Origin of the sequence: Burkholderia sp. KCJ3K979 (assembly GCF_016759955.1) — a bacterium.
GTDB lineage: Bacteria > Pseudomonadota > Gammaproteobacteria > Burkholderiales > Burkholderiaceae > Burkholderia > Burkholderia orbicola.
This window is the reverse complement of record NZ_JACFYV010000006.1, coordinates 46,007-71,298: the sequence shown is the minus strand read 5'-3', so window position 1 is coordinate 71,298 and position 25,292 is coordinate 46,007. Positions and strand designations below refer to the sequence as shown.

Annotated in this window: 17 protein-coding genes; 13 read left to right on the top strand and 4 right to left on the bottom strand. The window is 67.4% G+C overall.

Annotated elements, in window-relative coordinates:
* Window position 1 precedes the first annotated feature (1 nt).
* Both H3O04_RS03005 and H3O04_RS03000 read left to right on the top strand, forming a co-directional pair.
* Window positions 2-1,633 (top strand): efflux transporter outer membrane subunit, encoded by a 1,632-nt coding sequence (locus H3O04_RS03005; RefSeq protein ID WP_034175172.1) that lies wholly within the window; start codon window positions 2-4, stop codon window positions 1,631-1,633.
* Window positions 1,634-2,830, top strand: coding sequence for an HlyD family secretion protein (locus H3O04_RS03000; RefSeq protein WP_069238073.1), 1,197 nt, complete (start codon window positions 1,634-1,636; stop codon window positions 2,828-2,830).
* 273 nt (window positions 2,831-3,103) lie between these two features.
* Here the strand turns inward: H3O04_RS03000 and H3O04_RS02995 are convergent, their stop codons facing one another.
* Window positions 3,104-6,274, bottom strand: coding sequence for a two-partner secretion domain-containing protein (locus H3O04_RS02995; RefSeq protein WP_202587109.1), 3,171 nt, complete (start codon window positions 6,272-6,274; stop codon window positions 3,104-3,106).
* A 668-nt stretch (window positions 6,275-6,942) separates the two neighbouring features.
* On the opposite strand from H3O04_RS02995, the gene fdhA reads away from it, so the two are divergent.
* Window positions 6,943-8,139, top strand: a complete 1,197-nt coding sequence (gene fdhA / locus H3O04_RS02990; RefSeq protein WP_011547090.1) for a formaldehyde dehydrogenase, glutathione-independent — start codon at window positions 6,943-6,945, stop codon at window positions 8,137-8,139.
* Between the two features lie 85 nt (window positions 8,140-8,224).
* On the opposite strand, the gene H3O04_RS02985 is transcribed toward fdhA, so the two are convergent.
* Both H3O04_RS02985 and H3O04_RS02980 read right to left on the bottom strand, forming a co-directional pair.
* The gene (locus H3O04_RS02985) at window positions 8,225-8,986 is read right to left on the bottom strand and encodes a hypothetical protein (RefSeq protein WP_124477593.1); all 762 of its coding nucleotides are present in this window, start codon (window positions 8,984-8,986) and stop codon (window positions 8,225-8,227) included.
* 203 nt (window positions 8,987-9,189) lie between these two features.
* Window positions 9,190-10,626 (bottom strand): aminotransferase-like domain-containing protein, encoded by a 1,437-nt coding sequence (locus H3O04_RS02980; protein ID WP_124477594.1) that lies wholly within the window; start codon window positions 10,624-10,626, stop codon window positions 9,190-9,192.
* A 266-nt stretch (window positions 10,627-10,892) separates the two neighbouring features.
* Here H3O04_RS02980 and H3O04_RS02975 point away from each other — a divergent pair, with 266 nt between their 5' ends.
* Window positions 10,893-12,302: a discoidin domain-containing protein gene (locus tag H3O04_RS02975; protein ID WP_202587108.1), complete on the top strand. Its 1,410-nt coding sequence runs from the start codon at window positions 10,893-10,895 to the stop codon at window positions 12,300-12,302.
* Window positions 12,303-12,357: 55 nt separating this feature from the next.
* Here H3O04_RS02975 and H3O04_RS02970 read toward each other — a convergent pair whose 3' ends face one another.
* On the bottom strand, window positions 12,358-13,473 hold the full coding sequence (locus H3O04_RS02970) for a GlxA family transcriptional regulator (RefSeq protein ID WP_080001150.1): 1,116 nt from the start codon (window positions 13,471-13,473) through the stop codon (window positions 12,358-12,360).
* Window positions 13,474-13,828: 355 nt separating this feature from the next.
* On the opposite strand from H3O04_RS02970, the gene H3O04_RS02965 reads away from it, so the two are divergent.
* The 9 genes from H3O04_RS02965 to H3O04_RS02925 all read left to right on the top strand — a co-directional run bounded on the left by H3O04_RS02965 (window position 13,829) and on the right by H3O04_RS02925 (window position 25,290).
* Window positions 13,829-15,103 (top strand): serine hydroxymethyltransferase, encoded by a 1,275-nt coding sequence (locus tag H3O04_RS02965; RefSeq protein WP_023475628.1) that lies wholly within the window; start codon window positions 13,829-13,831, stop codon window positions 15,101-15,103.
* Between the two features lie 38 nt (window positions 15,104-15,141).
* Window positions 15,142-16,113: a dipeptidase gene (locus tag H3O04_RS02960; RefSeq protein ID WP_006480656.1), complete on the top strand. Its 972-nt coding sequence runs from the start codon at window positions 15,142-15,144 to the stop codon at window positions 16,111-16,113.
* A 137-nt stretch (window positions 16,114-16,250) separates the two neighbouring features.
* Complete coding sequence (locus tag H3O04_RS02955) at window positions 16,251-16,784, top strand: DUF5943 domain-containing protein (RefSeq protein ID WP_006480657.1); 534 nt, start codon at window positions 16,251-16,253, stop codon at window positions 16,782-16,784.
* A gap of 84 nt (window positions 16,785-16,868) precedes the next feature.
* Complete coding sequence (locus H3O04_RS02950) at window positions 16,869-18,932, top strand: NADH:flavin oxidoreductase (protein WP_006480658.1); 2,064 nt, start codon at window positions 16,869-16,871, stop codon at window positions 18,930-18,932.
* A gap of 3 nt (window positions 18,933-18,935) precedes the next feature.
* Entirely contained in the window at window positions 18,936-20,861 is a 1,926-nt protein-coding gene (locus H3O04_RS02945; RefSeq protein WP_202587107.1) for a (Fe-S)-binding protein, read from the top strand.
* A gap of 4 nt (window positions 20,862-20,865) precedes the next feature.
* Entirely contained in the window at window positions 20,866-22,035 is a 1,170-nt protein-coding gene (locus tag H3O04_RS02940) for an electron transfer flavoprotein subunit alpha/FixB family protein (protein ID WP_202587106.1), read from the top strand.
* Window positions 22,032-22,817 (top strand): electron transfer flavoprotein subunit beta/FixA family protein, encoded by a 786-nt coding sequence (locus tag H3O04_RS02935; protein WP_202587105.1) that lies wholly within the window; start codon window positions 22,032-22,034, stop codon window positions 22,815-22,817. Before H3O04_RS02940 ends, H3O04_RS02935 begins: the two co-directional genes overlap by 4 nt.
* 53 nt (window positions 22,818-22,870) lie before the next feature.
* Entirely contained in the window at window positions 22,871-24,112 is a 1,242-nt protein-coding gene (locus H3O04_RS02930; protein ID WP_023475632.1) for an aromatic ring-hydroxylating oxygenase subunit alpha, read from the top strand.
* A gap of 29 nt (window positions 24,113-24,141) precedes the next feature.
* Window positions 24,142-25,290 (top strand): hybrid-cluster NAD(P)-dependent oxidoreductase, encoded by a 1,149-nt coding sequence (locus H3O04_RS02925; RefSeq protein ID WP_011547102.1) that lies wholly within the window; start codon window positions 24,142-24,144, stop codon window positions 25,288-25,290.
* Window positions 25,291-25,292 lie beyond the last annotated feature (2 nt).

The window sequence follows — 25,292 nt, the reverse complement described above, 5'->3', positions numbered from 1 at the left end:
GATGCGGCGAATGAGGAAAGCGGCGGGTTCGGCGCGTGGCGTGAAGGGCGGCTCGATGATCGCGGCCGCCGCGGCATTGCTCGCGTTGGCCGGATGCGTGCCGTCGGGATTCCTGCCGTCGCTGTCGCTGCGTGCGCCCGCCGACGATGCACTCGTGCATACCGCCGGCCCCGGCGTGAACGGCGCGTGGCCGGCGCCCGACTGGGTGAAGCAGTTGCAGGACCCGCAGCTCGACGACCTGGTCGCCGAGGCGTCGCAGCACAACCCCGATCTGCAGGTCGCGCAGGCGCGGTTGCGGATCGCGCAGGCGCAGCTTCAGCAGTTCGATTCGCTGACCGGTTTGACCGGCACGGCCGGCGCGACGATCAGCCGGGCACGGATGCCGAAACCCGGCGACATTGCCGACGTGACGGCCGGCGGCTATCGCGTGCCGGTGCAGATCTTCGGCGATCCGAACGTATCGCCGTCGTCGGTCTTCGTCGGGCTGAACTACCAGCTCGACCTGTGGGGCAAGAACCGCGCGGCGACGAAGAGCCTGATGTCGCTGCGCGACGCGGCCGGCGTCGAAGCCGAACAGGTGCGGCTCACGCTCGCCGTCGCGATCGTCACCGTGTATTGCCAGCTCGACCAGGCGTACGCGGTGCGCGACCTGTTGCAGCAGAAGCTGAAGATCAGCCAGCGCGTGACGGCCGTGCTGCGCGAGCGCACCGCGCGCGGCCTCGACAACGCGTACGACGCGAGCGATGCGTCGATCAAGCGCAGCCGTCTGCTCGAGCAGATCGCGCTGAACGACGAGCAGATCAAGCTCGCGCAACTGCAACTCGGCGTGTTGTCGGGCCGCGGCCCGGAGCGCGGGCTCGCGCTGCAGCGGCCGCGCGTCGGCGCGTTCGCGGGCGGCGCCGTGCCCTCGCGGCTGCCGGCCGATCTGCTCGGCCGCCGGCCCGACATCGTCGCCGCGCGGCTGCGGGTCGAAGCCGCGTTCGCGAATGCCGACTCGACGCGTGCGCAGTTCTATCCGGACGTGAACCTCGTCGCGCTCGGCGGCGTGTTCGCACTGACGCCCGCGTCGCTGTTCTCGCGCGATTCGCTCGCGGGTTCCGTCGGCCCCGCGATCTCGCTGCCGATCTTCGATCGCGGCCGGCTGAAGGCGAAGCTCGGCGCGGACGTCGCGCAGGCCGACGTCGCGATCGGGCTGTACAACAAGACCGTCGACGACGCGCTCGGGCAGGTCGCGCAACTCGTCACGTCGCTGCAGACGTCGCAGACGCTCGTCGCGCAGCAGCAGGATGCGGTCGCGGCCGCGCAGAAGATCGTGCAGATCGCGGCGGATCGGCATCGGCGCGGCGTGCTGATGCAGAAGGACGTCGATGTCGCGGATCTCACGCTGATCGACGAGCGCGCGCAGATGATCGCGCTGCTCGGCAAGCAGCGCACGCTGCGCATCGGGCTGATCGGCGCGCTCGGCGGCGGCTTCGACGCGGGCGCGACGCCGAACGCGTCGGCGAAACGCGGCGCCGCGTCCGCGAGCCGGAAGGCGACCGCGCGCGCAACGCCGGTGGCCCCGAGCGTGGCCGACGCGCCGTCGAATCCGATGTTCCAGCACGACCGACTGGTCGTCACGCAAAGCAACTGAATGCACCACGACAACCTTCACACCGCTCCGATGCCGGCATCGCAGGCCGATGCCGCGCTCGACGCACGGCGCGCGACGCGCCGCAAGCGCTTTCTCGTGTTCTTCGCGGCCGTGCTGCTGGCCGCCATCGCGTGGCTCGCGGTGTGGTGGCTCCGCGACCGCTACTACGAGGAAACCGACGACGCCTACGTGGCCGGCAGCATCGTGCAGATCTCCGCGCAGGTGCCGGGCACGGTCATCGACGTGCTGGCCGGCGACACGCACCCGGTGCGCGCCGGGCAGGTGCTCGTGCGGCTCGACGACACGGAGGCGTCGGTCGCGTTCGCGCAGGCGAAGGCGCAGCTCGCGCAGGCGGTGCGGCAGGTCGCGAACGCGAAGATCTCGAACACGATGTATGTGGAGGCGGTGAATGCGCGGCGCGCGGATCTTGCGCTCGCGCAGCGCGCGCTCGCGGCGCGCGCGGGCGCGTCGGTCGAGATCGTCGCGCCGGAGGAGCTGGCGCGCGCCCGCGCCGCGGTCGCCGGCGCGCAGGCGAATCTGGCGGCCGCGCAGGCCCAGCTCGACGCGGCGCGCGCGCTCGGCAGCAGGCTGCCGGTCGACGCGAGCCCGGCCGTCGTGCAGGCGGCCGCGCAGTTCAAGCTCGCGTACCGCAACCTGAAGCGCACGACGATCGTCGCGCCGGTCGACGGCACCGTCGGCCAGCGCGCGGTGCAGGTCGGGCAGCAGGTCGGGCCCGGCGTGCCGCTGATGTCGATCGTGCAGTTGAAGCGGCTGTGGGTCGAGGCGAACTTCAAGGAAGGGCAGATCCGCCACATGCGCGTCGGCCAGCCGGTCGAGATCGTGTCGGACATCTATGGCGCGCGGGTCGTCTATCGCGGCCGCGTGCAGGGGTTTTCGGCGGGCACGGGCAGCGCGTTCTCGATGCTGCCGTCGCAGAATGCGGCAGGCAACTGGATCAAGGTCGTGCAGCGCGTGCCGGTCGTGATCTCGATCGACGCGGCGGATCTTGCCGCGCATCCGCTGCGGGTCGGGTTGTCGATGCGGGCGACGGTCGATACGCATGACCGTGGCGGGCATGTGCTCGACAGCGAATCGCCGGGCACTGTACCGGCGGAGAGCACCCGCGTGCATGACGGGGTGGCGAGCGAGGCGGAGGCTGCTGCGGCGGCGGTGATTCGGGAGAACCAGGGCGGGTGAGGCGAGTGCCGTCCGTTCATCGCGCAGCACGCGTGGGGCGCCGCGCAGACCGTTCGATCCGGCGGCGGCGACGTCGATCGTCGTCGACGACGGCGGCGGACGCGACACCGGCCTCGTCATGACGAGGCCGGCATAGTCGGCACGCGCGATATCGATCGCGCATGCCGGACGCGACACGCGAACCGACGGCAGTCTGACGTGCCTGCCTGCGACGCAGGCACGCCGAGGCATCGGCCGCGTGTCGACGAACGCCGGACCCTCCGGCGTCGCGCGTTACCGGATCACTTTACCGGCATTGATCCCGATTTCGCGCACGCCCGGCGTCGAGCCGCTCGCGCTGCTCGATTCGACGACGCCGGTATTCAACCCGACGAGCGTCCCGACTGTCCCGATGGGCGAAAACGCCAGCGTGCTGCTCGACGATGAGTTCAGGATCTTGCCGCTGTTGAAGCCGACCAGTCCGCCGACCATGAAGGGCGACCCGCTGATCCGGCCGGACGACGACGACGACGCGATCAGCGCGCCGGCGTCGTTCGAACCGACCAGCCCGCCGGCCTGAAAAGCGCTGCCGGTCACGTCGCCGGACGCGACCGAGTCCTTCACCGTGCCGCCGTTCCGGTTGGCGCCGACGAGGCCGCCGATGATGCTCTGGTCTTCGGCGGAGACACGACCGCTCGCGCGCGACGCGACGACCGTGCCCGAGTTTTCGCCGACCAGCCCGCCGACCCGGCTCGACCGTTGCGCGACCACATTGCCCGTCGCCTCTGCCTCGCTGATCTTGCCGCTGTTGCTGCCGACCAGGCCGCCCGCGACGCTGTTGCTCGCGACCGTCACCATGCCGGACGCCTTGCCGCCGTCGATGCGGCCGGCATTGCGGCCCGCGAGGCCGCCGACCGTTGCCGGGCCGCTTGCGGACACGTTGCCGCCCGCGCTGCTGGCGGTGATCACGCCGTTCGACTGGTTGTCGCCGATGAGGCCGCCGACCGAGCGGCCCGTCGTCGCGCTTACCCGGCCTGACGCGGTCGACTTGTCGATCGTCGCGTCGTTGATGCCGGCGAGCCCGCCGATCGCGGCCGAATCGCGTCCGTCGACGTCGCCATAAGCATGCGAATCGACGATGCGCGCGCCAAGGTCGTTCGTGCAGACGAGACCGCCGACGGATCGCGCGCCGGTCGCGTCGACCCGGCCGTAAGCGGCCGAGCGCGAGATCGTGCCCGCCGCATTCCGGCCGACGAGCCCGCCGACCACGCTGCCCGCGCCGGCCGACACGTCGACGGTCGACGTCACGCCATCGAGTTGTCCGACCAGGTTCAAGCCGACGGCGCCGCCGACGAAGTTGTTGCGGCCGCCGGCGATCCTGCCGCTGCTCGACGAATGCTCGACGACGCCGCCCTGAAGCGCGCCAACCAGCCCGCCGACGCCGTAGGCGCTCAATCCGTCCGTCCCGACGGCGGTAATGTCGACGTTCGCGGTGCTGTTCGCGATCCGCGCGGTGGTGCGTCCGTTGAGGCTGACGCCGGCGATGCCGCCGATTGCGTCGGTTTTCTGGTTGCCGATCAACCGGCCGCTGAACGATGCGCGGTCGATGACGCCGCCCTCGTTCACGCCGACGATGCCGCCGAGACGGCTGAATCGCGCGCCGGCGTGCGAGACGGTGGCGTTTGCGACGCGGACGTTCGAGATCGTGCCTTGCCGGTTGACGCCGACGAGGCTGCCCACCGCGACGAGCGGATCGGTGGACGATGCGCCGCTGGCCGAGATCGATTCGAGGACAAGGTTGCCGATGGCGCCGCTGTTCGACGCGAACAGGCCGACGGGGCCGGTGTTGTAGACGGACAGCCGGCGAATCGTATTGCCGAAGCCGTCGAACTTGCCCGTGAACGTGTGGTCGCCGCCGATGCTGCGGAAGTTCGCGCCGTTGCCGTCGAGCGCGTTGCCGAGCACGTAGCGGCCGTTCAGGTTCGCATCGACGTTGCGCAGGTCGTCAACGGTGTGCAGCACCGTGTAGTCCTCGCCGTTCGAGCGGTACGACGCGTGCTTGCCCGACAGCGTGACGACCGCCTTGTCGTTCGTGAGCGTATGGCCCTTCGCCGAATTCAGCTCGAGGTGGGCGTTGTCGCCGGTGAGCTCGACGGCGTCGTTCACGCGGATTTTTTCCGCTGCATTGACGACGAGATTCGCGTTCGCGCCGGTGGCCTGCAGCGTCTTCTGCAGATCGACGTTGCCCTTGCGCGACGTCAGCGTCAGCGCGTTGTCGCTCGTCCACGATACGGGGCCGCCGACCGTCAGGTCGCCCTGCGTGTTCACGAGTTCGACGTTCGTCGTGCCGAGGTTGCGCGACAGCGTGTCGGCGTCGATCGAGCGACCAGCGGCGTCCGTGCCGTTCACGCCCGCGTTCGCCGCCTCGATCGTCCATTTGCCGGCCGCGTTGCCGGCGCGCGTGTCGACCTGCACGTCATGCGCGACGTCGACGCGTTCGCCGCGCGTCACGACCGTGCCGGCCGGTGAACCGGCTTCGGCCGCGCTCGCGTCGAGCTTGCCGGCGACCTTGACCGTGCCGCCGTCGAGCGTGATCCTGCCGCCGCGGCTTGCCAGCCCCTTCGCCTCGATCGTGCCGGAGTTGTTGATGACCGCGCCGAGCAGGTTGCCGGCCGCGCGCGCGGTCATCAGCACCTCGCCGCCGTCGGCCTTCAGCAGGCCGCCGTTGTGCGCCTGCGCGTCGACGGCGCCGCCTTCGACCTGCAGGTTCAACAAGCCGTTGCCGTCGAAGTTGACGTTGAACGTGTTGCCCGCGCCGAGTGCGACGCGGCCGAGCTTCGCGTGGATCACGCCGTTGTTCGACACGCGCGCGCCGAGCAGCGCGACGCTGCCGCCGTCCGCGGCGGTGATCGTGCCGTCGTTGACGATCGACGCGGCCGACGTGCCCGAGAAGCGGTAGTTGCCGGCGAGGAAGTCGGCGTCGGTGAGATTCTGGGTCGATGCGACGAGGCCGCCGACGTTGATCTGCGCGCCGGCGCCGAACATCACGCCGTTCGGGTTGACGAGGAACACCTTGCCGTTCGCTTCGATCTGGCCGTCGATGCGGCTACCGTTGTTGCCGATCACGCGGTTGAGCGCGACCGATTGGCTACCGGGCTGACGGAACGACACGCGCTCGCCGCCGCCGATGCTGAAATCCTGCCAGTTGGTGACGAGCTTGTCGGTGTGCTGGTTGATGTTCATCGAGCGGCCGTCGTCGGTGCGGACGATGTCGGCCTTGCCGGCGGTGATCGCTTCGCCGGTGGGCAGCGCGAAGGCGGGCAGCGCGGCGAGGCCGAGCAGCGACACGGCGGCGGCGGCGACGCGCTTGCCGCCGCTCGATTTGCCGCGGCGGCGCGCGGTTTCCCCGACCGCGTTCCAGCAGCGCTGGGTCGGGTTCCAGACCAGTGCGTAGGTCTTGTTCATGGTTCTTGTTTCCTCACGGTTGACGCATCGGCGCATGCCGGCGTGCGACACGCGCGATGACAAAGGAAAGCGGGCTGCGTATTGCATCCCGCTTGGGTGAAACGGACAGCATCGCTGTCCGTTGCGTCGCGGCCGGACTCCATCGATTCGAGAGCCGGCCGTTTGCAGGTGCCGGCCGCGCATGCGTCGGCCGGTCGGAGAGGGGGGATTCAGGATTGGCGCGCCGTCTCGCGGACGCTTCGCGCGGCGCGGGAGCGAGTGGCGATGGGCGTTCCCGAGCGCCGGAACGGGCAGGGTACGTATCGGATGCGCAAGCCGAACGAAGAAGGCGGCACGCGACGCGGTGATTCGACACGAATGATTAGGACAATAAAGTAATTTGACGAAGGCTCGTCAATCTTACGCAGGATCTGGAACCATTTATATTGAACAAGTACGAGCGGCAGTCCGATATCGATTTGTCTCGTCAGATATTGTTCGGACCGGTTGCATGCCGACCGCGCTGGAATGCGACGCGGGCCGTTGCCGCGCATGTCGGCGCCGGTCAATACGGTGTCGCATTTGCCACATCCATGGCGTCCCGTCCCGGTCTAACCTCAAATGGTTCGCCGTCGCCCGATGCGCCGGCGCGCAACGTATCGAAGCCAACGAGACATGGAGACAATGCGATGAGCAGCAATCGAGGGGTCGTATATCTTGGGCCGGGCCAGGTCGAAGTCCAGAAAATCGATTATCCGAAGATGGTCGACCCGAGCGGCCGCGCGATCGGCCACGGCGTGATCCTGAAAGTGGTCAGCACGAACATCTGCGGCTCCGACCAGCACATGGTGCGCGGCCGCACCACTGCTCCGGTCGGTCTCGTGCTCGGCCACGAGATCACCGGCGAGGTGGTCGAGGTCGGCCGCGACGTCGAGACGCTGAAGCTCGGCGATCTCGTGTCGGTGCCGTTCAACGTCGCGTGCGGCCGCTGCGCGATGTGCAAGGACACGCACACCGGCGTGTGCCTGAACGTGAACCCGTCGCGTGCCGGCGGCGCGTACGGCTACGTCGACATGGGCGGCTGGATCGGCGGCCAGGCCGAGTACGTGCTCGTGCCGTATGCCGATTTCAACCTGCTGAAATTCCCGGATCGCGATCAGGCGATGGCGAAGATCCGCGACCTGACCTGCCTGTCCGACATCCTGCCGACCGGTTATCACGGCGCGGTGAGCGCCGGCGTGAAGCCCGGTTCGACGGTCTATATCGCGGGCGCGGGCCCGGTCGGGATGGCGGCGGCCGCGTCGGCGCGCCTGCTCGGCGCGGCCGTGACGATCGTCGGCGACATGAACGCGGAACGGCTCGCGCATGCGCGGGCGATGGGGTTCGAGACGGTCGACCTGTCGAAGGACGCGTCGCTCGGCGAGCAGATCGAGCAGATCCTCGGTGTGCCCGAGATCGATTGCGCGGTCGACTGCGTCGGCTTCGAGGCACACGGTCACGGCTCGTCGGGCCATTCGGAGGAAGCGCCCGCGACGGTGCTGAACTCGCTGATGGAAATCACGCGCCCGGCCGGCGCGATCGGCATCCCGGGCCTGTACGTGACGGACGATCCGGGCGCCAAGGACAAGGCCGCGCAGCACGGCAGCCTGAGCATCCGCTTCGGCCTCGGCTGGGCGAAGTCGCATTCGTTCTTCACGGGCCAGACGCCGGTGCTGAAGTACAACCGCAACCTGATGCAGGCGATCCTGTTCGACCGGCTGCCGATCGCGAAGATCGTCAACGTCGAAGTGATCTCGCTCGACCAGGCGCCGGAAGGCTACAAGAAGTTCGATGGCGGTGCGCCGCGCAAATTCGTCATCGACCCGCACGGGTTGCTGGCGGCGTGATGCACTAGCGTTCGACACGCGCGACGCGTGACGCGAGAACGGGCGGCTCCGGAGACGGGCCGCCCGTTTTTCGTTGCGAGCGCGTTCAGTGGCCGCGATAAAGCTTCGCGAGTTCGGCGTTGCTGGCGGCGGTGCGGCGTGTACGCCCGGTGTGCAGGCTGACGCGGCGGATCGCGCGCGCGGGGCGATGGGCGGTGTCGCGGTTGCCTTTCCAGTCGGCCACGCGGACTGCGCCGGCGCGGGGCCGGTCAGGCGTGCGCAATGACGGCGCGGCTTGTGCAACCGCTATCGGGCGAGCAGGTTTGCCGGCGAGCGGGGCGCTCGGTGGCGGATTGGCCGCCACTTGCGTTTGATCAGGCGAATGAAACGGGTAGACGGGTGCCGGCACGACCGGCAGCAACGGATCGTTCGATGCCTGCAGCATGGTTTCGGTCGCGACGGCGGCCGGTGCAGCGGAGCCGCGACAAACGGGATCGGCCTTGCAGGTCTGATCGACCATCACGTAGCCGCCGACCAGCAGCACGAGCGTGAGGATACTCAGGAGCGGTGCGCTCGATGCGCGCGGCCGCTGGAAAGCCGCGTTGCGCAGCGCGCGGGCGACGCGCGACGACCACGTATGGAACGATCGCGGCGCATGCACGGCACGCGCGTCGGCCGGCGTGTGGCGAATCGGCTCGAACGGCCAGTTCCACCGACCGCAGACGGGGCAGTGCTCGAGTGCGCGGAACGCGACGAAACCGCATTCGCGGCAGCGGCAGCACGTCGCGTGCCGCGATTCGGCGCGTGCATTCAGCACGGCACGCCAGGCATCGCGCGCGCGGACACTCCGGTTGGGCAGGACGCGCATCGTCAGCGACCGACGGATGCCATCGTGGGGCTACACATCGGCGGTCGTTCGCATTCGGCGTTCATTCGATTCTCCATAACATCGGACGCGTGGAACCCGTTCGTCCGCGTCTGCCTGCCGCTTCATTCTTGGTCGTTCGCGCGCGAAACGCAAGGTGCATGTCGTGCGTCGCGTGCCGCACATTTCGTGCCGCCCGTTTCGTGCTAGCCGCCGTGCCGCTGCCGGGCCGCGAGCGTGCCAAGCGTCTCCAGCGCGCGCTCGACGGCCGGGGTCCACGGCCGCCCGTAGTTGAGCCGCAAATAGCGGCGAAAACCGCCGGTCGCGGAGAAGATCGGCCCGGGCGCAATGCTGACGCCGCTTTCCATCGCGTCGTCGAACAGGTGCATCGCGTCCATGTGCGGCGGCAATTCGATCCAAAGGAAATACCCGCCGCGCGGCGCAAATACTTCGGTATCCGTCGGAAAATACGCGCGCACGGCCGACAGCATTTGCGCTTGGTGCGCGGCGAGATTGCGTCGCAGCTTGCGCAGGAACCGGTCGTATGCGCCGTCGCGCAGGTAGCTCGATATCGCCATCTGCGCGGGTACGTCGGCGGCCGGCGCGCTCGCGCCTTTGGCCTCGCGGATCTGCCGGACGAAGCGGCCGGCCGCGACCCAGCCGATCCGGAAACCGGGCGCGAGACATTTCGAGAACGAGCCGCAATGCAGGACGAGCCCGCTGTCGTCATACAGTTTCGCGGGCCGCGTGGGCGCCGTGCCGAACTGCAGTTCGCCATACACGTCGTCCTCGATCAGCGGCACGCCGCGCGACGCGAGCAGGTCGATCAGCGCGCGCTTGCGCTCGTCGGTCAGCGTCGCGCCGGTCGGGTTGTGGAATGACGTCATGAACCAGCATGCGCGTACCGGATGCGTGTCGAGCGCCTCGGCGAGCGCGTCGAGGTCGAGGCCCGTGCGCGGGTCGACCGGAATCTCGACGGCCTTCAGATGCAGGCACTGGACGGCCTGCAGCACCGCGTGGAAGGCCGGCCGTTCGATCGCGACGATGTCGCCCGGGCGCGTCAGCGCCTGCAAGCTGAGCGTCAGCGCTTCGGTCGCGCCCGTCGTGATGACGATTTCCTCCAGCGGCAGCGACGCGCCCGCGTTCAGGTAGCGCAACGCGATCTGGCGGCGCAGTGCTTCGTTGCCGGGCGGCAAGCCTTCGAGCAGTTTGGTGCGGTCCATGTGGCGAGCGGCCGACGCCACCTGGCGCCACAGGCTGCTCATCGGGAACAGCGAATAGCTCGCGAATGCCGAGCCGAGCGGCACGATGTCGTCGCATTTGAGCGAGTCGAGCAGGCGGAACAGCGCATCGTCGTCGCCGGTTCGAGCGGCGTCGTTCTGCGCGGCGCCCGGCTTGCGCGGCGGATCGCGGCCGAACCGCACGTGCTTGTCCGCGACGTTCGCCACGAAATAACCCGAGCGCGCCCGCGCGACGATCAGGCCCTCGCTTTCGAGCGCGTAGTACGCACGAAACACCGTGGACGGGCTCACCCGATACGCGCGGCATGCCGCGCGCACGGTAGGGATGCGCGCGCCGGCCGCCAGGTCGCCGCGCCGGATCGCGTCGGCGATCGTCTGCGCCAGCACCGCATAGCGCTTCATGCGTGTCCCCCGGCCGTTGTGCCCTGATGACACAGAGTAGTACGGCAGCCGTCACGTGCAAGCGCGCCCCAAATCGCTGATCCGTATGTTTTATCGGCGCTCTGATCCTGTTCTTTCGTCTGACGAACGGGCATCCTCTCGCAAGCTTTGTTCCCGCTGTCCGACCGATACGGAATTCACGCTGCCCGACCGCGAATCCGTGACGTCCGCGCGTGTCGCGCGAGTCCTTTTTTGCGGCGTCCTTACCTTACCCGAAAGTATCCAGCGTGAAACTGCAGACCCTCGTCGCGGGCCTCGTGGCCGGCATCGCCCTCAACCTGTTCAGCGGCGTGGCCGCCGCAGCCTGCGTCAACAATCCCGCCGCCCAGCCGAACGCGACGTTCCCCGCCGCGCTGACCGGCAAGCTCGTCTACCACAGCTACGTCAAGTACGGCGACGGCACGAGCCAGCTGTTCCTCTACGATTTCTCGGCCCATACGCTGATGCAACTCAGCAAGAGCACGTGGGGCATCACCGATCCGATGAACGGCGTGTTCAGCCCCGACGGCAAGTGGCTCGCGTTCATGGGCATCAGCAACGGCGCATGGAACGTGTTCATGCTGCAGCTCGGCGCCGGTACGCCGCCCGTCAACATGACGAACAGCACGGGCGCCACGCGCAACGAAGACCCGAAGTTCAGCACGGACGGCAAGACGCTCGTGTTCAAGCAGAACGGCGACGTGAAGCAGGCGACGCTGTCGTACACGAGCGCGGGCCCGGTGTTCACGTCGGTCGTGAGCCTGACGAATGCGCCGGCCGGCGCCGAATACTCGATGCCGTTCCTCGCACCGGACGCGAGCGCCGTGTACTACGCGACCGGCACCGGCTCGAACATGGGGCTGATGAAGCGCACGATCGCCACCGGCGCGACCGCCGTGTTCGATCGTCCGGCCGGGCTGCAGACCTACTACCCGACCGTGCGTGCGGACGGCATGGTGTACTACGCGCGTTGGAAGGACAGCGGCGGGGCCGACCAGATCTATGCGAAGACGGCCGACCCGGCCTCGACGCCGAGCGCGCTGGCGCTCAACGACTGCATGAGCAACAACTCGGACCCGGCGCCGGTCAGTGGTACGAATTACCTGTTTTTCTCGTCGACGACGGAGGGTGGTTATCAGCTCTATGTCGGCGACGTGACGACCGGTCAGCGCTGGAGCCTGTCGCAGTTCGGCGTGAATGCCGACGCGACGAAGGCGAAGCTCGGCGCGAATTACTACGGCGGTCCTGCCGCAGCTCGTACGCTGCTGTCACAGGGGCGGCCGGCCGCCGCGTCGGCGAGCTACAACGCGTCGCTCACGCCGGACAAAGCGTTCGACGGCAACACGACGAGCACGCGCTGGGATTCGCCGGAAGGCGCGGGCGTCGATCCGCAATGGATCTCGGTCGATCTCGGTGCGACGAAGACCATCAGCAGCATCGATCTGTACTGGGACGCAGGCGCGCTCGTCTACCAGATCCAGACGTCGAACGACAACGTTAACTGGACGACGATCTACTCGACGAGCAACGGCGTGTCGTACAGCCATGTGACGTTGCCGAACCTGAACGGGCACGGGCGCTACGTGCGGACGCTCGGCACGAAGCGGGCGACGCAGTGGGGGTATTCGCTCTATGAAATGCAGGTGTGGGGATCGTAAGCGCAAACGGAAAGCGGCCTTCGAGGCCGCTTTTTTGCATCAGGTACTGCCTGCCTCACGCATGCAGCACACGCGCCGGAAACGCCGGCCCCGCACTCGCCGCACCCTGCGCGAGCGGCGCGACCTGCTTGCGGCGCTCGCGCGTCGGCGCGACGCCGAACGCATCGCGATAGCTCTTGCTGAAGTGGCATGCCGACTGGAAGCCGCATGCCATCGTGATATGCATGATCGACATGTCGGTCTGCAGCAGCAGCTCGCGCGCACGACGCAGCCGCAGCGTCAGGTAGTAGTGCGTCGGCGTCATCCCGAGATGCTCGCGGAACAGGCGCTGCAATTGCCGCTGCGACATGTTCGCGAGTCGCGCGAGTTCCTCGCGCGACAGCGGTTCCTCGATGTTGTTCTCCATCAGCGAGATCACTTCGAACAGCGACTTGTTCGCCGAGCCGAGGCGAGCAACCAGCGGCATGCGCTGCTGCGCGCTCGTGTCGCGCACGTGTTCGACGATGAACTGCTCGGCGATCTGCGTGACGCGCGCGGTGCCGACGCGCGCGGCGATCAGGTTCAGCATCATGTCGAGCGGTGCGACGCCGCCCGTGCACGTGATGCGGTCGCGATCGATCACGAACAGTTCCTTCAGGAAGCGCGTGTCCGGAAACTCTTCCTTCAGCGCCGACATGTTTTCCCAGTGGATCGCGCACGCGTAGCCCGCGAGCAGCCCAGATTTCGCAAGTGCATAGGTGCCCGTGCACAGGCTGCCGAGCGGGATGCCCGAGCGCGCGAAGCGGCGCAGGGTCGACAAATGGGCGGGCGTGGTCGCGCGCTGCACGTCGACGCCGCCGCACACGAACACGATGTCGGGTTGCCCCGCGCATTCGGCCGGGCCCGTGTCGACCGTGAGGCCGTTGCTCGCCGTGACCGGGCCGCCGTCCGGGCTGATCACCGACCAGCGGTAGAGCGGCTGGCCGCTCAGATAGTTCGCCATCCGAAGCACCTCGATCGCATTGGTGAACGCGATCATCGTGAAGTTCGGTAACGGCATGAACGCGAAGTGGGACAGCGACGCTGTGCGGTCGGGCGACATGGGGAGCGTTCCTTGAATCTCTAATAGCTTTTGGCCCGGGGCACGGATCGGGCTGCGGTATTGTGTGAGCGAGTGCAACAAGCGTGCCATACGGCTAAACCCTAGCTCCATACGTTGTCTGGGCATCGCGCCGTTGTTGCACTGCACCGTATCCGGGAGACGCCGCACGCGAACGTGCGGCAAACGCACTGCCGGTGTGCGTGTCCATAGGTGAATCAACGACACCGTTTGGGGCAGTCGCCCCGAAAAGCACGACCGGTCACTTGTACAAAACGGACGTGCATGGCGGAAAAGGCAAAGAACGCGTCTAAATTCATCAATCCGCCGAAAATCCGAACGACAAGAATAGAGCCGTCGGCAGCCTTGCACTGGAAGCGTGGGAAACCCAGGCACGGCGGGCCTTGAGCTTCGGTTGCAGCCCTTTATTCTTCGTCACGGACGCACTATGTCGAACACCCAGCCTTTCTTCTCGCAGCCCCTTGCCGAGCGCGACGCGCCGGTGCGCAGCGCCATCCTGAAGGAACTCGAGCGTCAGCAGTCGCAGGTCGAGCTGATCGCGTCGGAAAACATCGTGTCGCGCGCCGTGCTCGAGGCGCAGGGCTCGGTGCTGACCAACAAGTACGCGGAAGGCTATCCCGGCAAGCGCTACTACGGCGGCTGCGAATTCGCCGATGAAGTCGAGGCGCTCGCGATCGACCGCGTGAAGCAGATCTTCAACGCCGGCTATGCGAACGTGCAGCCGCACTCGGGCGCGCAGGCGAACGGCTCGGTGATGCTCGCGCTGGCGAAGCCGGGCGACACGGTGCTCGGCATGTCGCTGGATGCCGGCGGCCACCTGACGCACGGCGCGAAGCCGGCGCTGTCGGGCAAGTGGTTCAATGCCGTGCAGTACGGCGTGAACCGCGATACGCTGCGCATCGACTACGACCAGGTCGAGGCCCTTGCCCACGAGCACAAGCCGAACCTCATCATCGCCGGCTTCTCGGCGTACCCGCGCGCGCTCGACTTCGCACGCTTTCGCGCGATCGCCGACAGCGTCGGCGCGAAGCTGATGGTCGACATGGCGCACATCGCTGGCGTGATCGCCGCGGGCCGCCACGCGAACCCGGTCGAGCACGCGCACGTCGTCACGTCGACCACCCACAAGACGCTGCGCGGCCCGCGCGGCGGCTTCGTGCTGACCAACGACGAGGAAATCGCGAAGAAGATCAACTCGGCCGTGTTCCCCGGCCTGCAGGGCGGCCCGCTGATGCACGTGATCGCCGGCAAGGCGGTCGCGTTCGGCGAAGTGCTGCACGCGGACTTCAAGACCTACATCGACAACGTGCTCGCGAACGCACAGGCGCTCGGCGAAGTGCTGAAGGCCGGCGGCGTCGATCTCGTCACGGGCGGCACCGACAACCACCTGCTGCTGGTCGACCTGCGCCCGAAGGGCCTGAAGGGCGCGCCGGTCGAGCAGGCGCTGGAACGCGCGGGCATCACCTGCAACAAGAACGGCATCCCGTTCGACACCGAGAAGCCGACCGTCACGTCGGGCATCCGCCTCGGCACGCCGGCCGGCACGACGCGCGGCTTCGGCGTCGCGGAGTTCCGTGAAGTCGGCCGCCTGATCCTCGAAGTATTCGACGCGCTGCGGGCGAACCCGGAAGGCGACCCCGCAACCGAACAGCGCGTGCGTCGCGAGATCTTCGCGCTCTGCGAGCGCTTCCCGATCTATTGATCGACCCCACAAGAACAGTCACACGAGCGAGAGCAGATATGAGCACGCTGCATCAGGACAGCATCATCATCGACGGACTGAACATCTCCAAGTTCGAGAAGCCGGTGTTCGAGGACATGCGAAAGGGCGGTATCACGGCCGCGAACTGCACGGTGTCGGTGTGGGAGAACTTCACCAAGACCGTCGACAACATCGGCGTGATGAAGAAGAAGATCCGCGACAACGGCGAGCTGCTGACGCTCGTGCGCACGACGGACGACATCTTCCGCGCGAAGAAGGAAGGCAAGACGGGGATCATCCTCGGCTTCCAGAACGCGCATGCGTTCGAGGACAACCTCGGCTACATCGAAGCGTTCGCCGACATGGGCGTGCGCGTCGTGCAGCTTTGCTACAACACGCAGAACCTGGTCGGCACCGGCTGCTACGAACGCGATGGCGGGCTGTCGGACTTCGGCCGCGAAGTGATCACCGAGATGAACCGCGTCGGCATCATGGTCGACCTGTCGCATGTGGGCGGCAACACGTCGTCGGAAGCGATCGCGTTCTCGAAGAAGCCGGTGTGCTACTCGCACTGCCTGCCGTCGGGTCTGAAGGAACATCCGCGCAACAAGAGCGACGCGCAGCTGAAGGAGATCGCCGATGCGGGCGGCTTCGTCGGCGTGACGATGTTCGCGCCGTTCCTGAAGCGCGGCATCGAAGCGAACATCGACGACTACATCGAGGCGATCGACTACGTGGTGAACCTGATCGGCGAAGACGCGGTCGGCATCGGCACGGACTTCACGCAGGATTTCGCGAAGGAATTCTTCGACATGCTGACGCATGACAAGGGCCGCTATCGCCAGCTGACGAACTTCGGCAAGGTGATCAACCCGGACGGCATCCGCACGATCGGCGAATTCCCGAACCTGACCGCGGCGATGGAACGCCACGGCTGGAGCGAGTCGCGCATCCGCAAGATCATGGGCGAGAACTGGGTGCGCGTGTTCAAGGACGTGTGGGGCGCGTAAGCCCTCGCCGAGCCGAACCGCTCCCTTCGTTTCAACATAAAAAATCGGGACGTGCCCGCGCAAGCAGCGTGGGCGCGCGGACGATGTCGCGCCGGCGCACCGAGCCGCGCGGCCAATTTCCTCACGGAGTCACCACGATGCAACCGCAACTGCCGATCAACGTCGATCCCGATACCGGCGTCTGGACCACCGACGCGCTGCCGATGCTGTACGTGCCGCGCCACTTCTTCACGAACAACCACGTCGCCGTCGAGGAAGCGCTCGGCGTCGAAGCGTATGCCGAGATCCTCTACAAGGCCGGCTACAAATCCGCCTACCACTGGTGCGACAAGGAAGCGAAGCAGCACGGCATCACCGGCATGGCCGTGTTCGAGCACTACCTGAAGCGCCTGTCGCAACGCGGCTGGGGCCTGTTCTCGATCATCGAGGCCGATCCGGCGAGCGCACGCGCGAAGATCGAGCTGCGCCACTCGTCGTTCGTGCTCCAGCAGCCGGGCAAGGAAGGCAAGCTCTGCTACATGTTCGCGGGCTGGTTTGCGGGCGCGATGGACTGGGTCAACGACACGACGCCGGAAGGCAAGGGCGCGCCGCGTGCGTACTCGAAGGAAGTGCAGTGCGCGGCCGAGCATCACGACCACTGCGTCTTCGAAGTGTCGCCGATCGCGCACTGATGCACTGATGCACTGACGCATTGATTCACTGAAGCAGAACAACACCCGCAACACGAGACATTCGAACGCCAGAGGTCGCCAGCGATGCGTTATCCCCACCTGTTCAAACCCATGCAGCTGAACCAGCTGACGCTGCGCAACCGGATCGTCAGCACCGCGCACGCGGAGGTGTACGCCGAGCCGGGCGGCCTGCCGGGCGACCGCTATATCCGCTACTACGAAGAAAAGGCGAAGGGCGGCGTCGGCCTGGCCATCTGCGGCGGTTCGAGCCCGGTGTCGATCGACAGCCCGCAAGGCTGGTGGAAATCGGTGAACCTGTCGACCGACAAGATCATCGATCCGCTCACGCGCCTGGCCGACACGATGCACAAGCATGGCGCGAAGATCATGATCCAGGCGACGCACATGGGCCGCCGCTCGTCGTTCCACGGCGAGCACTGGCCGCACCTGATGTCGCCGTCGGGCGTGCGCGAACCCGTGCACCGCGGCAACGCGAAGATCATCGAGATCGAGGAGATCCGCCGCATCATCGGCGATTTCGCGGCGGCCGCGAAGCGCGTGAAGGCGGCCGGCATGGACGGCATCGAAATCTCCGCCGCGCACCAGCACCTGATCGACCAGTTCTGGAGCAAGCGTTCGAACCACCGCACCGACGAATGGGGCGGCAGCCTCGAAAACCGCCTGCGCTTCGGCATCGAAGTGCTGACGGCCGTGCGCGAGGCGGTCGGCAAGGATTTCTGCGTCGGCCTGCGCATGTGCGGCGACGAATTCCACGAGGACGGCCTCGATCACGAAGCGCTGAAGGAAATCGCGCAGGCGATGTCGGAGACGGGCCTGATCGACTACCTGAGCGTGGTCGGCTCGGGCGGCGATACGCACAACACGATCGCCAACTGCATGCCGCCGATGGCGTTGCCGCCGGAGCCGTTCGTGCACCTCGCGGCCGGCATCAAGTCGGTCGTGAAGATTCCGGTGATGCACGCGCAGAGCATTCGCGATGCGGGCCAGGCCGAGCGCCTGCTCGCGAACGGCATGATCGACCTGGTCGGCATGACGCGCGCGCAGATCGCCGATCCGCACATGGTGATCAAGATCCGCGACGGCCGCGAAGACGAAATCAAGCAGTGCGTCGGCGCGAACTACTGCATCGACCGTCAGTACAACGGCCTCGACGTGCTGTGCATCCAGAACGCGGCGACGTCGCGCGAAGCGACGATGCCGCACATCATCGAGAAGTCGCGCGGCCCGAAGCGCAAGGTCGTGGTGGTCGGCGCGGGCCCGGCAGGCCTCGAGGCGGCGCGTGTCGCGAAGCTGCGCGGCCACGACGTCGTGCTGTTCGAGAAGAACGCGGAAGTGGGCGGCCAGGTGATGATCGCCGCGAAGGCGCCGCAGCGCGAGCAGATGTCGGGGATCATCCGCTGGTTCGACATGGAAACGAAGCGTCTGGGCGTCGACCGGCGCCTCGGCGTGGCCGCCGACGAGAAGGTGATCATGGCCGAGAAGCCGGACATCGTCGTGCTCGCGACGGGCGGGTCGAGCTTCACGTGGCAGGTGCCGGCGTGGGGCGTGGCCGAAGGTCTCGCCGTCAGCGCGTGGGACATCCTGACCGGCAAGGTCGAGCCGAAGCAGAACGTGCTGCTGTTCGACGGCGTGAGCACCCATGCGGGCGCGGGCGTAGCCGACTTCATGGCGAGCCGCGGCTCGAAGGTCGAGGTCGTCACGCCGGACGTGAAGGTGGCCGACGATTGCGGCGGCACGACGTTCCCGATCTTCTATCGCCGCCTGTACGCGTTCGGCGTGATTCCGACGCCGAACACGATGCTCGATCGCGTCTATGAAGAGAACGGCAAGATGATCGCCGTGCTGCGCAACGAGTACACCGAGGAACTGGAAGAGCGCGCGGTCGACCAGGTGGTGATCGAGAACGGTTCGTCGCCGAACGACGAGCTGTACTGGAAGCTCAAGCCGGAATCGGTGAACCGCGGCCAGATCGATCCGCACACGCTGTTCGCGGCCGAGCCGCAGCCGTGCCTGTCGGAAGAACTCGGCAACGGCCGTTTCCTGCTGTTCCGTGTCGGCGACTGCATCTCGATGCACAACGTCCACGGTGCGATCTACGACTCGCTGCGTCTCGTGAAGGATTTCTAAAAGATGAACCCGTCCTTCCTCATTACCGCCCTGTTGTGGCTGTCGGTGGCGGGGCTCGCGTTCGCGGTCGCGAAGCGCTCGTCCTACTGGCGTCTGGGCCGCGCCACGGCGCCCGGCTCGTTCGGCGTCGCGAACCTGTTCGCGATTCCGAAGCGTTATTTCGTCGACCTGCACCACGTGGTCGCCCGCGATCCGTACATCGCGAAGACCCACGTCGCGACCGCCGGCGGCGCGATCGGCGCGCTCGCGCTGGTGTTCGTCAACTACGGCCTCGCGATCTACTCGCCGTGGCTCGACAAGCTGATCTTCCTCGCGGCGCTCGCGATGCTGGTCGGCGCGGTGTTCGTGTGGCGTCGACGCGCGGCGAAGGACGTGCCGGCGCGCCTGTCGCGCGGCCCGTGGAATACGCTGCCCTGGCTGCTCGGTTCGTTCGCGCTCGGCCTCGTGCTGTTCATGCTGGTGCCGACCGGCGCGATGTCGGGCGCGTTCGCGGTGCTCTGCGCGCTGCTGATCGGCATCGGCGCATTCACGATGACGGTCGGCGCCGCGAAGGGCGGCCCGATGAAGCATGCGATCGCCGGGCTGCTGCATCTCGCGTTCCACCCGCGTCAGGAGCGTTTCGCGGCCACGCGCGAATCGTTCACCGGTAACGGCACGGCCACGCCGCCGACCGCACTGAAGCTGCCGGACATCGAGCATCAGGAGTACGGCGTCGCGAAGCCGGTCGAATTCCGCTGGAACCAGTTGCTGAGCTTCGACGCATGCGTGCAGTGCGGCAAGTGCGAGGCCGCATGCCCCGCGTTCGCGTCGGGCCAGCCGCTGAACCCGAAGAAGCTGATCCAGGATCTCGTCGTCGGGATGGCCGGCGGCTCCGATGCGGCATACGCGGGCAGCCCGTCGCCGGGCATCCCGGTCGGCCAGCATCGCGGCGAACCGAACGGCCCGATCGTGTCGGGCCTGATCGAGGAACAGACGCTGTGGTCGTGCACCACCTGCCGCGCGTGCGTGCAGGAGTGCCCGATGCTGATCGAACACGTCGACGCGATCGTCGACATGCGCCGCAACCGCACGCTCGTGCACGGCACGGTGCCGGGCAAGGGCCAGGAAGTGCTCGCGAACCTGCGCGAGACCGGCACGATGGGCGGCTACGACACGGCCGCGCGCTACGACTGGTCGGTGGACCTGAGCGCGCCGGTCGCGCAGCCGGGCAAGCCGGTCGACGTGCTGTTCGTCGCGGGCGAAGGCGCGTTCGACATGCGTTACCAGCGCACGCTGCGTGCGTTCGTGAAGGTGCTGAACAAGGCCGGTGTCGATTACGCGGTGCTCGGCGCGACCGAAACCGACACGGGCGACGTCGCGCGCCGGCTCGGCGACGAAGCGACGTTCCAGCAGATGGCGAAGCGCCTGATCGGCACGCTCGGCACGCTGTCGTACCGGCAGATCGTGACGGCCGACCCGCACGTGATGCATAGCCTGCGCAACGAATACCGCGCGCTCGGGCTGCGCGTGACGGTCAAGCATCACACGACCTATCTGGCCGAACTGGCCGACAGCGGCAAGATCGCGCCGAAGGCGGTCGAGGCGCTGCAGGAGAAGCGCACCACGTATCACGATCCGTGCTATCTCGGCCGCTACAACGGCGAGACGGAAGCGCCGCGCAAGCTGCTGAAGACGATCGGCATCCAGGTCGTCGAGATGGAGCGCAACGGCATGCGCGGTCGCTGCTGCGGCGGTGGCGGCGGTGCGCCGCTGACCGACATCCCCGGCAAGCAGCGTATTCCGGACATCCGCATCGCCGACGCGCGCATGATCGGCGCGGACGTGGTCGCGGTGGCTTGCCCGAATTGCACGGCCATGCTCGAAGGCGTCGTGGGCCCGCGCCCCGACGTGCTCGACGTCGCCGAACTCGTCGCCGCCTCGCTGGAGTGAATCGATGAATACGATCAAACGAATCGATCCGCGCCGGCCGTTCATCATCACGGCCGCCGGCCTGAAGCGCATCACGCTCGGCGAGGAAGGCAGCGCCGATGCGAACGCCGCGCAATGGTCCGCGCACGGTCATGGCGCCGCGGCCGCGAAGCCGCGCCGCGCGCTGCAGGACCCCAAGCACGTGATGCTGGTGGTCGCCCATGGCGAACGCGGCGCGCTCGACGACCATTCACGACAGGCGATCGCCGCCGCCGCGGTGCTCGCCGATGCGCAGACGGAAGTCGCGCTGCTGGCGTTCGGCGAACTGAAGGATGACGTCGCGGAACTCGGCGTCGACAAGCTGATCGAGCTGGCCGGCTTCGATCGCCGCGCGTTCGATCCCGAAAGCGAACTGCAAGCATTGCAGGCCTGCGTGGCCGCACTCGCACCGAAACACGTGTTCGTGCCGGACAACGCGACGGGCGACGGCGATCTCGGCCGGCGCTACGCGGCGGCCGCCGGCGCCAGCGTCGCGACCCACGTCGTCGAAATCGACGCGAAGCACGTGGGCGCGTATGCGCAGGCGGGGCGTGCGTTCGCGACCCGTGCGCTGCCCGACGTGATCCTGCTCGCGCAGAACGCGGTGGACGCGAAGCTGCCGTTCGTCGGCGCGGGCGAACGCCTGGCCGCCGATTTCATCCGCCCCGCGCATGACGCCGCGCAGCCGTACCGCGATCTCGGCCTCGATGAAATCGACGCAGCCCAGGTCGCGCTCGAGGAGGCCGACTTCATCGTGTCGGCCGGTAACGGCGTGTCCGACATCGGCGCGTTCGAGCGGCTGGCCGGCGTATTCGGCGCGGCGATCGGCGCAAGCCGCGTCGCGGTCGACAACGGCCACTTCACGCGCGACAAGCAGGTCGGCGCGACCGGCAAGACGGTCGAGGCGAGCGTGTACATCGCGTTCGGCATCTCGGGCGCGGTGCAGCATTTGCAGGGGATCAAGGACTGCCGCCACGTGATCGCGGTCAACCTCGACGGCAGCGCGCCGATCGCGAAGCGCGCGAACCTGACGGTGGTCGGCGACGCGCAGGCGACGATCGCCGCGCTGATCGAACAGGTCCAGGCCGCGCGGGCCTCGCGCGGCGAATCGCCGGCCGCGGTCGGTACCCGTGAACCCGAAGGAGTCGCCGCATGAACGCCCCTCGCCCCTTGCAACGCATCGCGGTGCTCGTGTCCGTCGGCCGGCATCCGGTCAGCGGCGTCGCGCGCTACAGCCGCAACGATGCGGCCGCGCTCGAAACCGGCCGCCAGCTCGCCGAGCAGCATCGCGCGACGCTCGACGTGATCCACGCGGGCGACCCCGCGAATTCGGCGCTGGCCGAGTATCTCGCGCTCGGTGCGCGGGAGGTCGAGGTGCTGGCCTGCCGCGACGGCGATGATGCCGTGCACGCGCTCGCCGCGCGTCTCGAAGGCTACGACCTCGTGCTGACCGGCACGCGCGCCGAGGGCGCGTACGACACCGGGATGCTGCCGTACCGCGTCGCCGCGGCACTCGGCTATCCGCTCGTCGGCTCGGCCGTCGACGTGACGGTCGAGGGCGGTCGTGCCGCGGCCCGGCAATTTTTGCCGAAAGGGCTGCGGCGGCGTGTCGACGCGGCGCTCCCGGCCGTCGTCGCCGTCCATCCGCTCGCGGGTGTCGAGCCGCGCTATGCGTATGCGCGGCTGCGCGCCGGCACGATCCGGCCGGCGCTCGCGGCCCCCGGTGCGGACGCCGACGCCACCGCGTGGACGGTCGGCCCGGTCGAGCGTAAACCCGTAAGGCTGGTCGCCGCCGAGAAGCGCTCCGGGCATGCCCGGATGCTGTCCGCGACGACGACCGAAAGCCGCGGCGGCAACGTCGTAAATGAAGGGAGTTCGGTCGAAAAAGCACAAGTGATCCTCGCGTATTTGCGCGAGCATCAGCTCATCGACTACTGATTTTGATGCCTGTCGGCAAGCAACCCAGGGATGCAAGGAATCCGGAGCAAACGATGAAAGTATCGGCAGACATTCGTGCATTGATCGAGCGGCGCAAGGAAGGGCACAGCCTCGACGCACCGTTCTACACGAGCGAGGACATCTTCGCGCTCGACATGGAGGCGATTTTCCGCCAGCACTGGATCCAGGTGGCGATCGAACCGGACATTCCCGAGCCGGGCGATTACGTGACGGTGCAGCTGGGCAACGATTCGATCCTGATCGTGCGCGACGACGACATGGCGATCCGCGCGTTCCACAACGTGTGCCGTCACCGCGGCGCGCGCCTGTGCAACGAAGATAAAGGTTCGGTCGGCAACATCGTGTGCCCGTACCACAGCTGGACCTACAACCTGACGGGCCAGCTGATGTTCGCCGAGCACATGGGCGAGAAATTTGATCGCTGCAAGCACAGCCTGAAGTCGGTGCACGTCGAGAATCTCGCGGGCCTGATCTTCATCTGCCTCGCCGACGAGCCGCCGGTCGATTTCGCGCAGATGCGCGCCGAGATGGAGCCGTACCTGCTGCCGCACGATCTGCCGAACACGAAGATCGCCGCGCAGATCGACATCATCGAGGAAGGCAACTGGAAGCTCACGATGGAGAACAACCGCGAGTGCTATCACTGCGTCGCGAACCATCCGGAGCTCACGATCTCGCTGTACGAATACGGCTTCGGCTACCAGCGTTCCGACGCGAACGCCGAAGGCATGGACGCGTTCGCCGAAACCTGCGTGCGCCGCGGCAAGGAGTGGGCCGAGATGGGCCTGCCGTCCGCCGAAATCGAAAAGCTGCTCGACGTGACGGGTTTCCGCACGCAGCGCCTGCCGCTCGACCGTCACGGCGAATCGCAGACGCTCGATGCGAAGGTCGCGTCGAAGAAGCTGCTCGGCGGCTTCGACAAGGCCGACCTCGGCGGGCTGTCGTTCTGGACGCAGCCGAACTCGTGGCACCACTTCATGAGCGATCACATCGTGACGTTCTCGGTGATTCCGCTGTCGGCCGGCAAGACGCTCGTGCGCACGAAGTGGCTCGTGCACAGGGACGCGAAGGAAGGCATCGACTACGACGTGAAGAACCTCACGGCCGTGTGGAACGCGACCAACGACCAGGATCGCGCGCTCGTCGAATTCTCGCAGCGCGGCGCGAACAGCAGCGCGTACGAGCCGGGCCCGTATTCGCCGTACACGGAAGGCCTCGTCGAAAAATTCTCGGCCTGGTATATCGGCCGGCTCGCCGAAAAAACCGGCGCGTAGTACTGAGCAGCGAACAAGCGGAGCAAGACATGATGCGAGATGCGGCCAATTTCGAGCCGGCGGACAGCCGGGTGACGCACCCGGCGTTCTGGAACGCGCTGCCCGAGCGCTGGACGAGCGACGTCGAGGAAACGCTGGTGTGCTGCCACGTGCGGCAGGAAACCCACGACGTGAAGAGTTTCTTCTTCCGTTCGCCGCAGGGCCGCACGTTCTCGTTCGAGCCCGGGCAGTTCATCACGCTCGAGCTCGACATCGACGGCGAGACGATCAACCGCTGCTACACGATCTCGTCGTCGCCGGCGCGGCCGCACACGATTTCGATCACGGTCAAGCGCGTGCCGGGCGGCAAGGTGTCGAACTGGCTGCACGACAACCTGCAGCCGGGCGCGGCGGTGCGCGTGCTCGGCCCGGCCGGCGAATTCACCTGCGCGCGGCATCCGGCGCGCAAGTACCTGTTCCTGTCGGCCGGCTCGGGCGTCACGCCGCTGATGTCGATGAGCCGCGCGCACCACGATCTCGCGGAGGATCGCGACATCCTGTTCGTGCACAGCGCACGTACGCCTGACGACATCATCTTCGCGCGCGAGCTCGACCTGATCGCGTCGAACCATACGAATTTCCGCACGTCGTTCGTCGTCGAGCGCGTCGGCGCACGTACCAACTGGCCGGGCGTCACGGGCTTCCTGACGCTGCCGCTGCTCAAGCTGATCGCGCCGGATTTCATGGAACGCGAGATCTTCACGTGCGGCCCCGCGCCGTACATGAAGGCCGTGCGCGACCTGCTCGACGAAGCCGGCTTCGATCGCAAGCAGTATCACGAGGAAAGCTTCTCGTTCGAAACGCTCGCGCAGACCGCGAGCGACGAAGTGCTCGCCGAACTCGTGCCGCCGGTCGAAGGCGGTGACGCCGCGACGAAGCAGTACACGGTCAGCTTCGCGAAGAGCAACCGCGAGATTTCGTGCGGCTCGGAGCAGCACGTGCTCGACGCGGCGCGCCAGTCGGGCGTGCGGCTGCCCGCCTCGTGCACGCAGGGCATGTGCGGCACCTGCAAGGTGAAGCTCGTGTCGGGGCAGGTCGAGATGAAGCACAACGGCGGTATCCGCCAGCGCGAGATCGACCAGGGGATGGTGCTGCTGTGCTGCAGCAAGCCGCTGTCGGATCTCGTGATCGACAAGTAGTC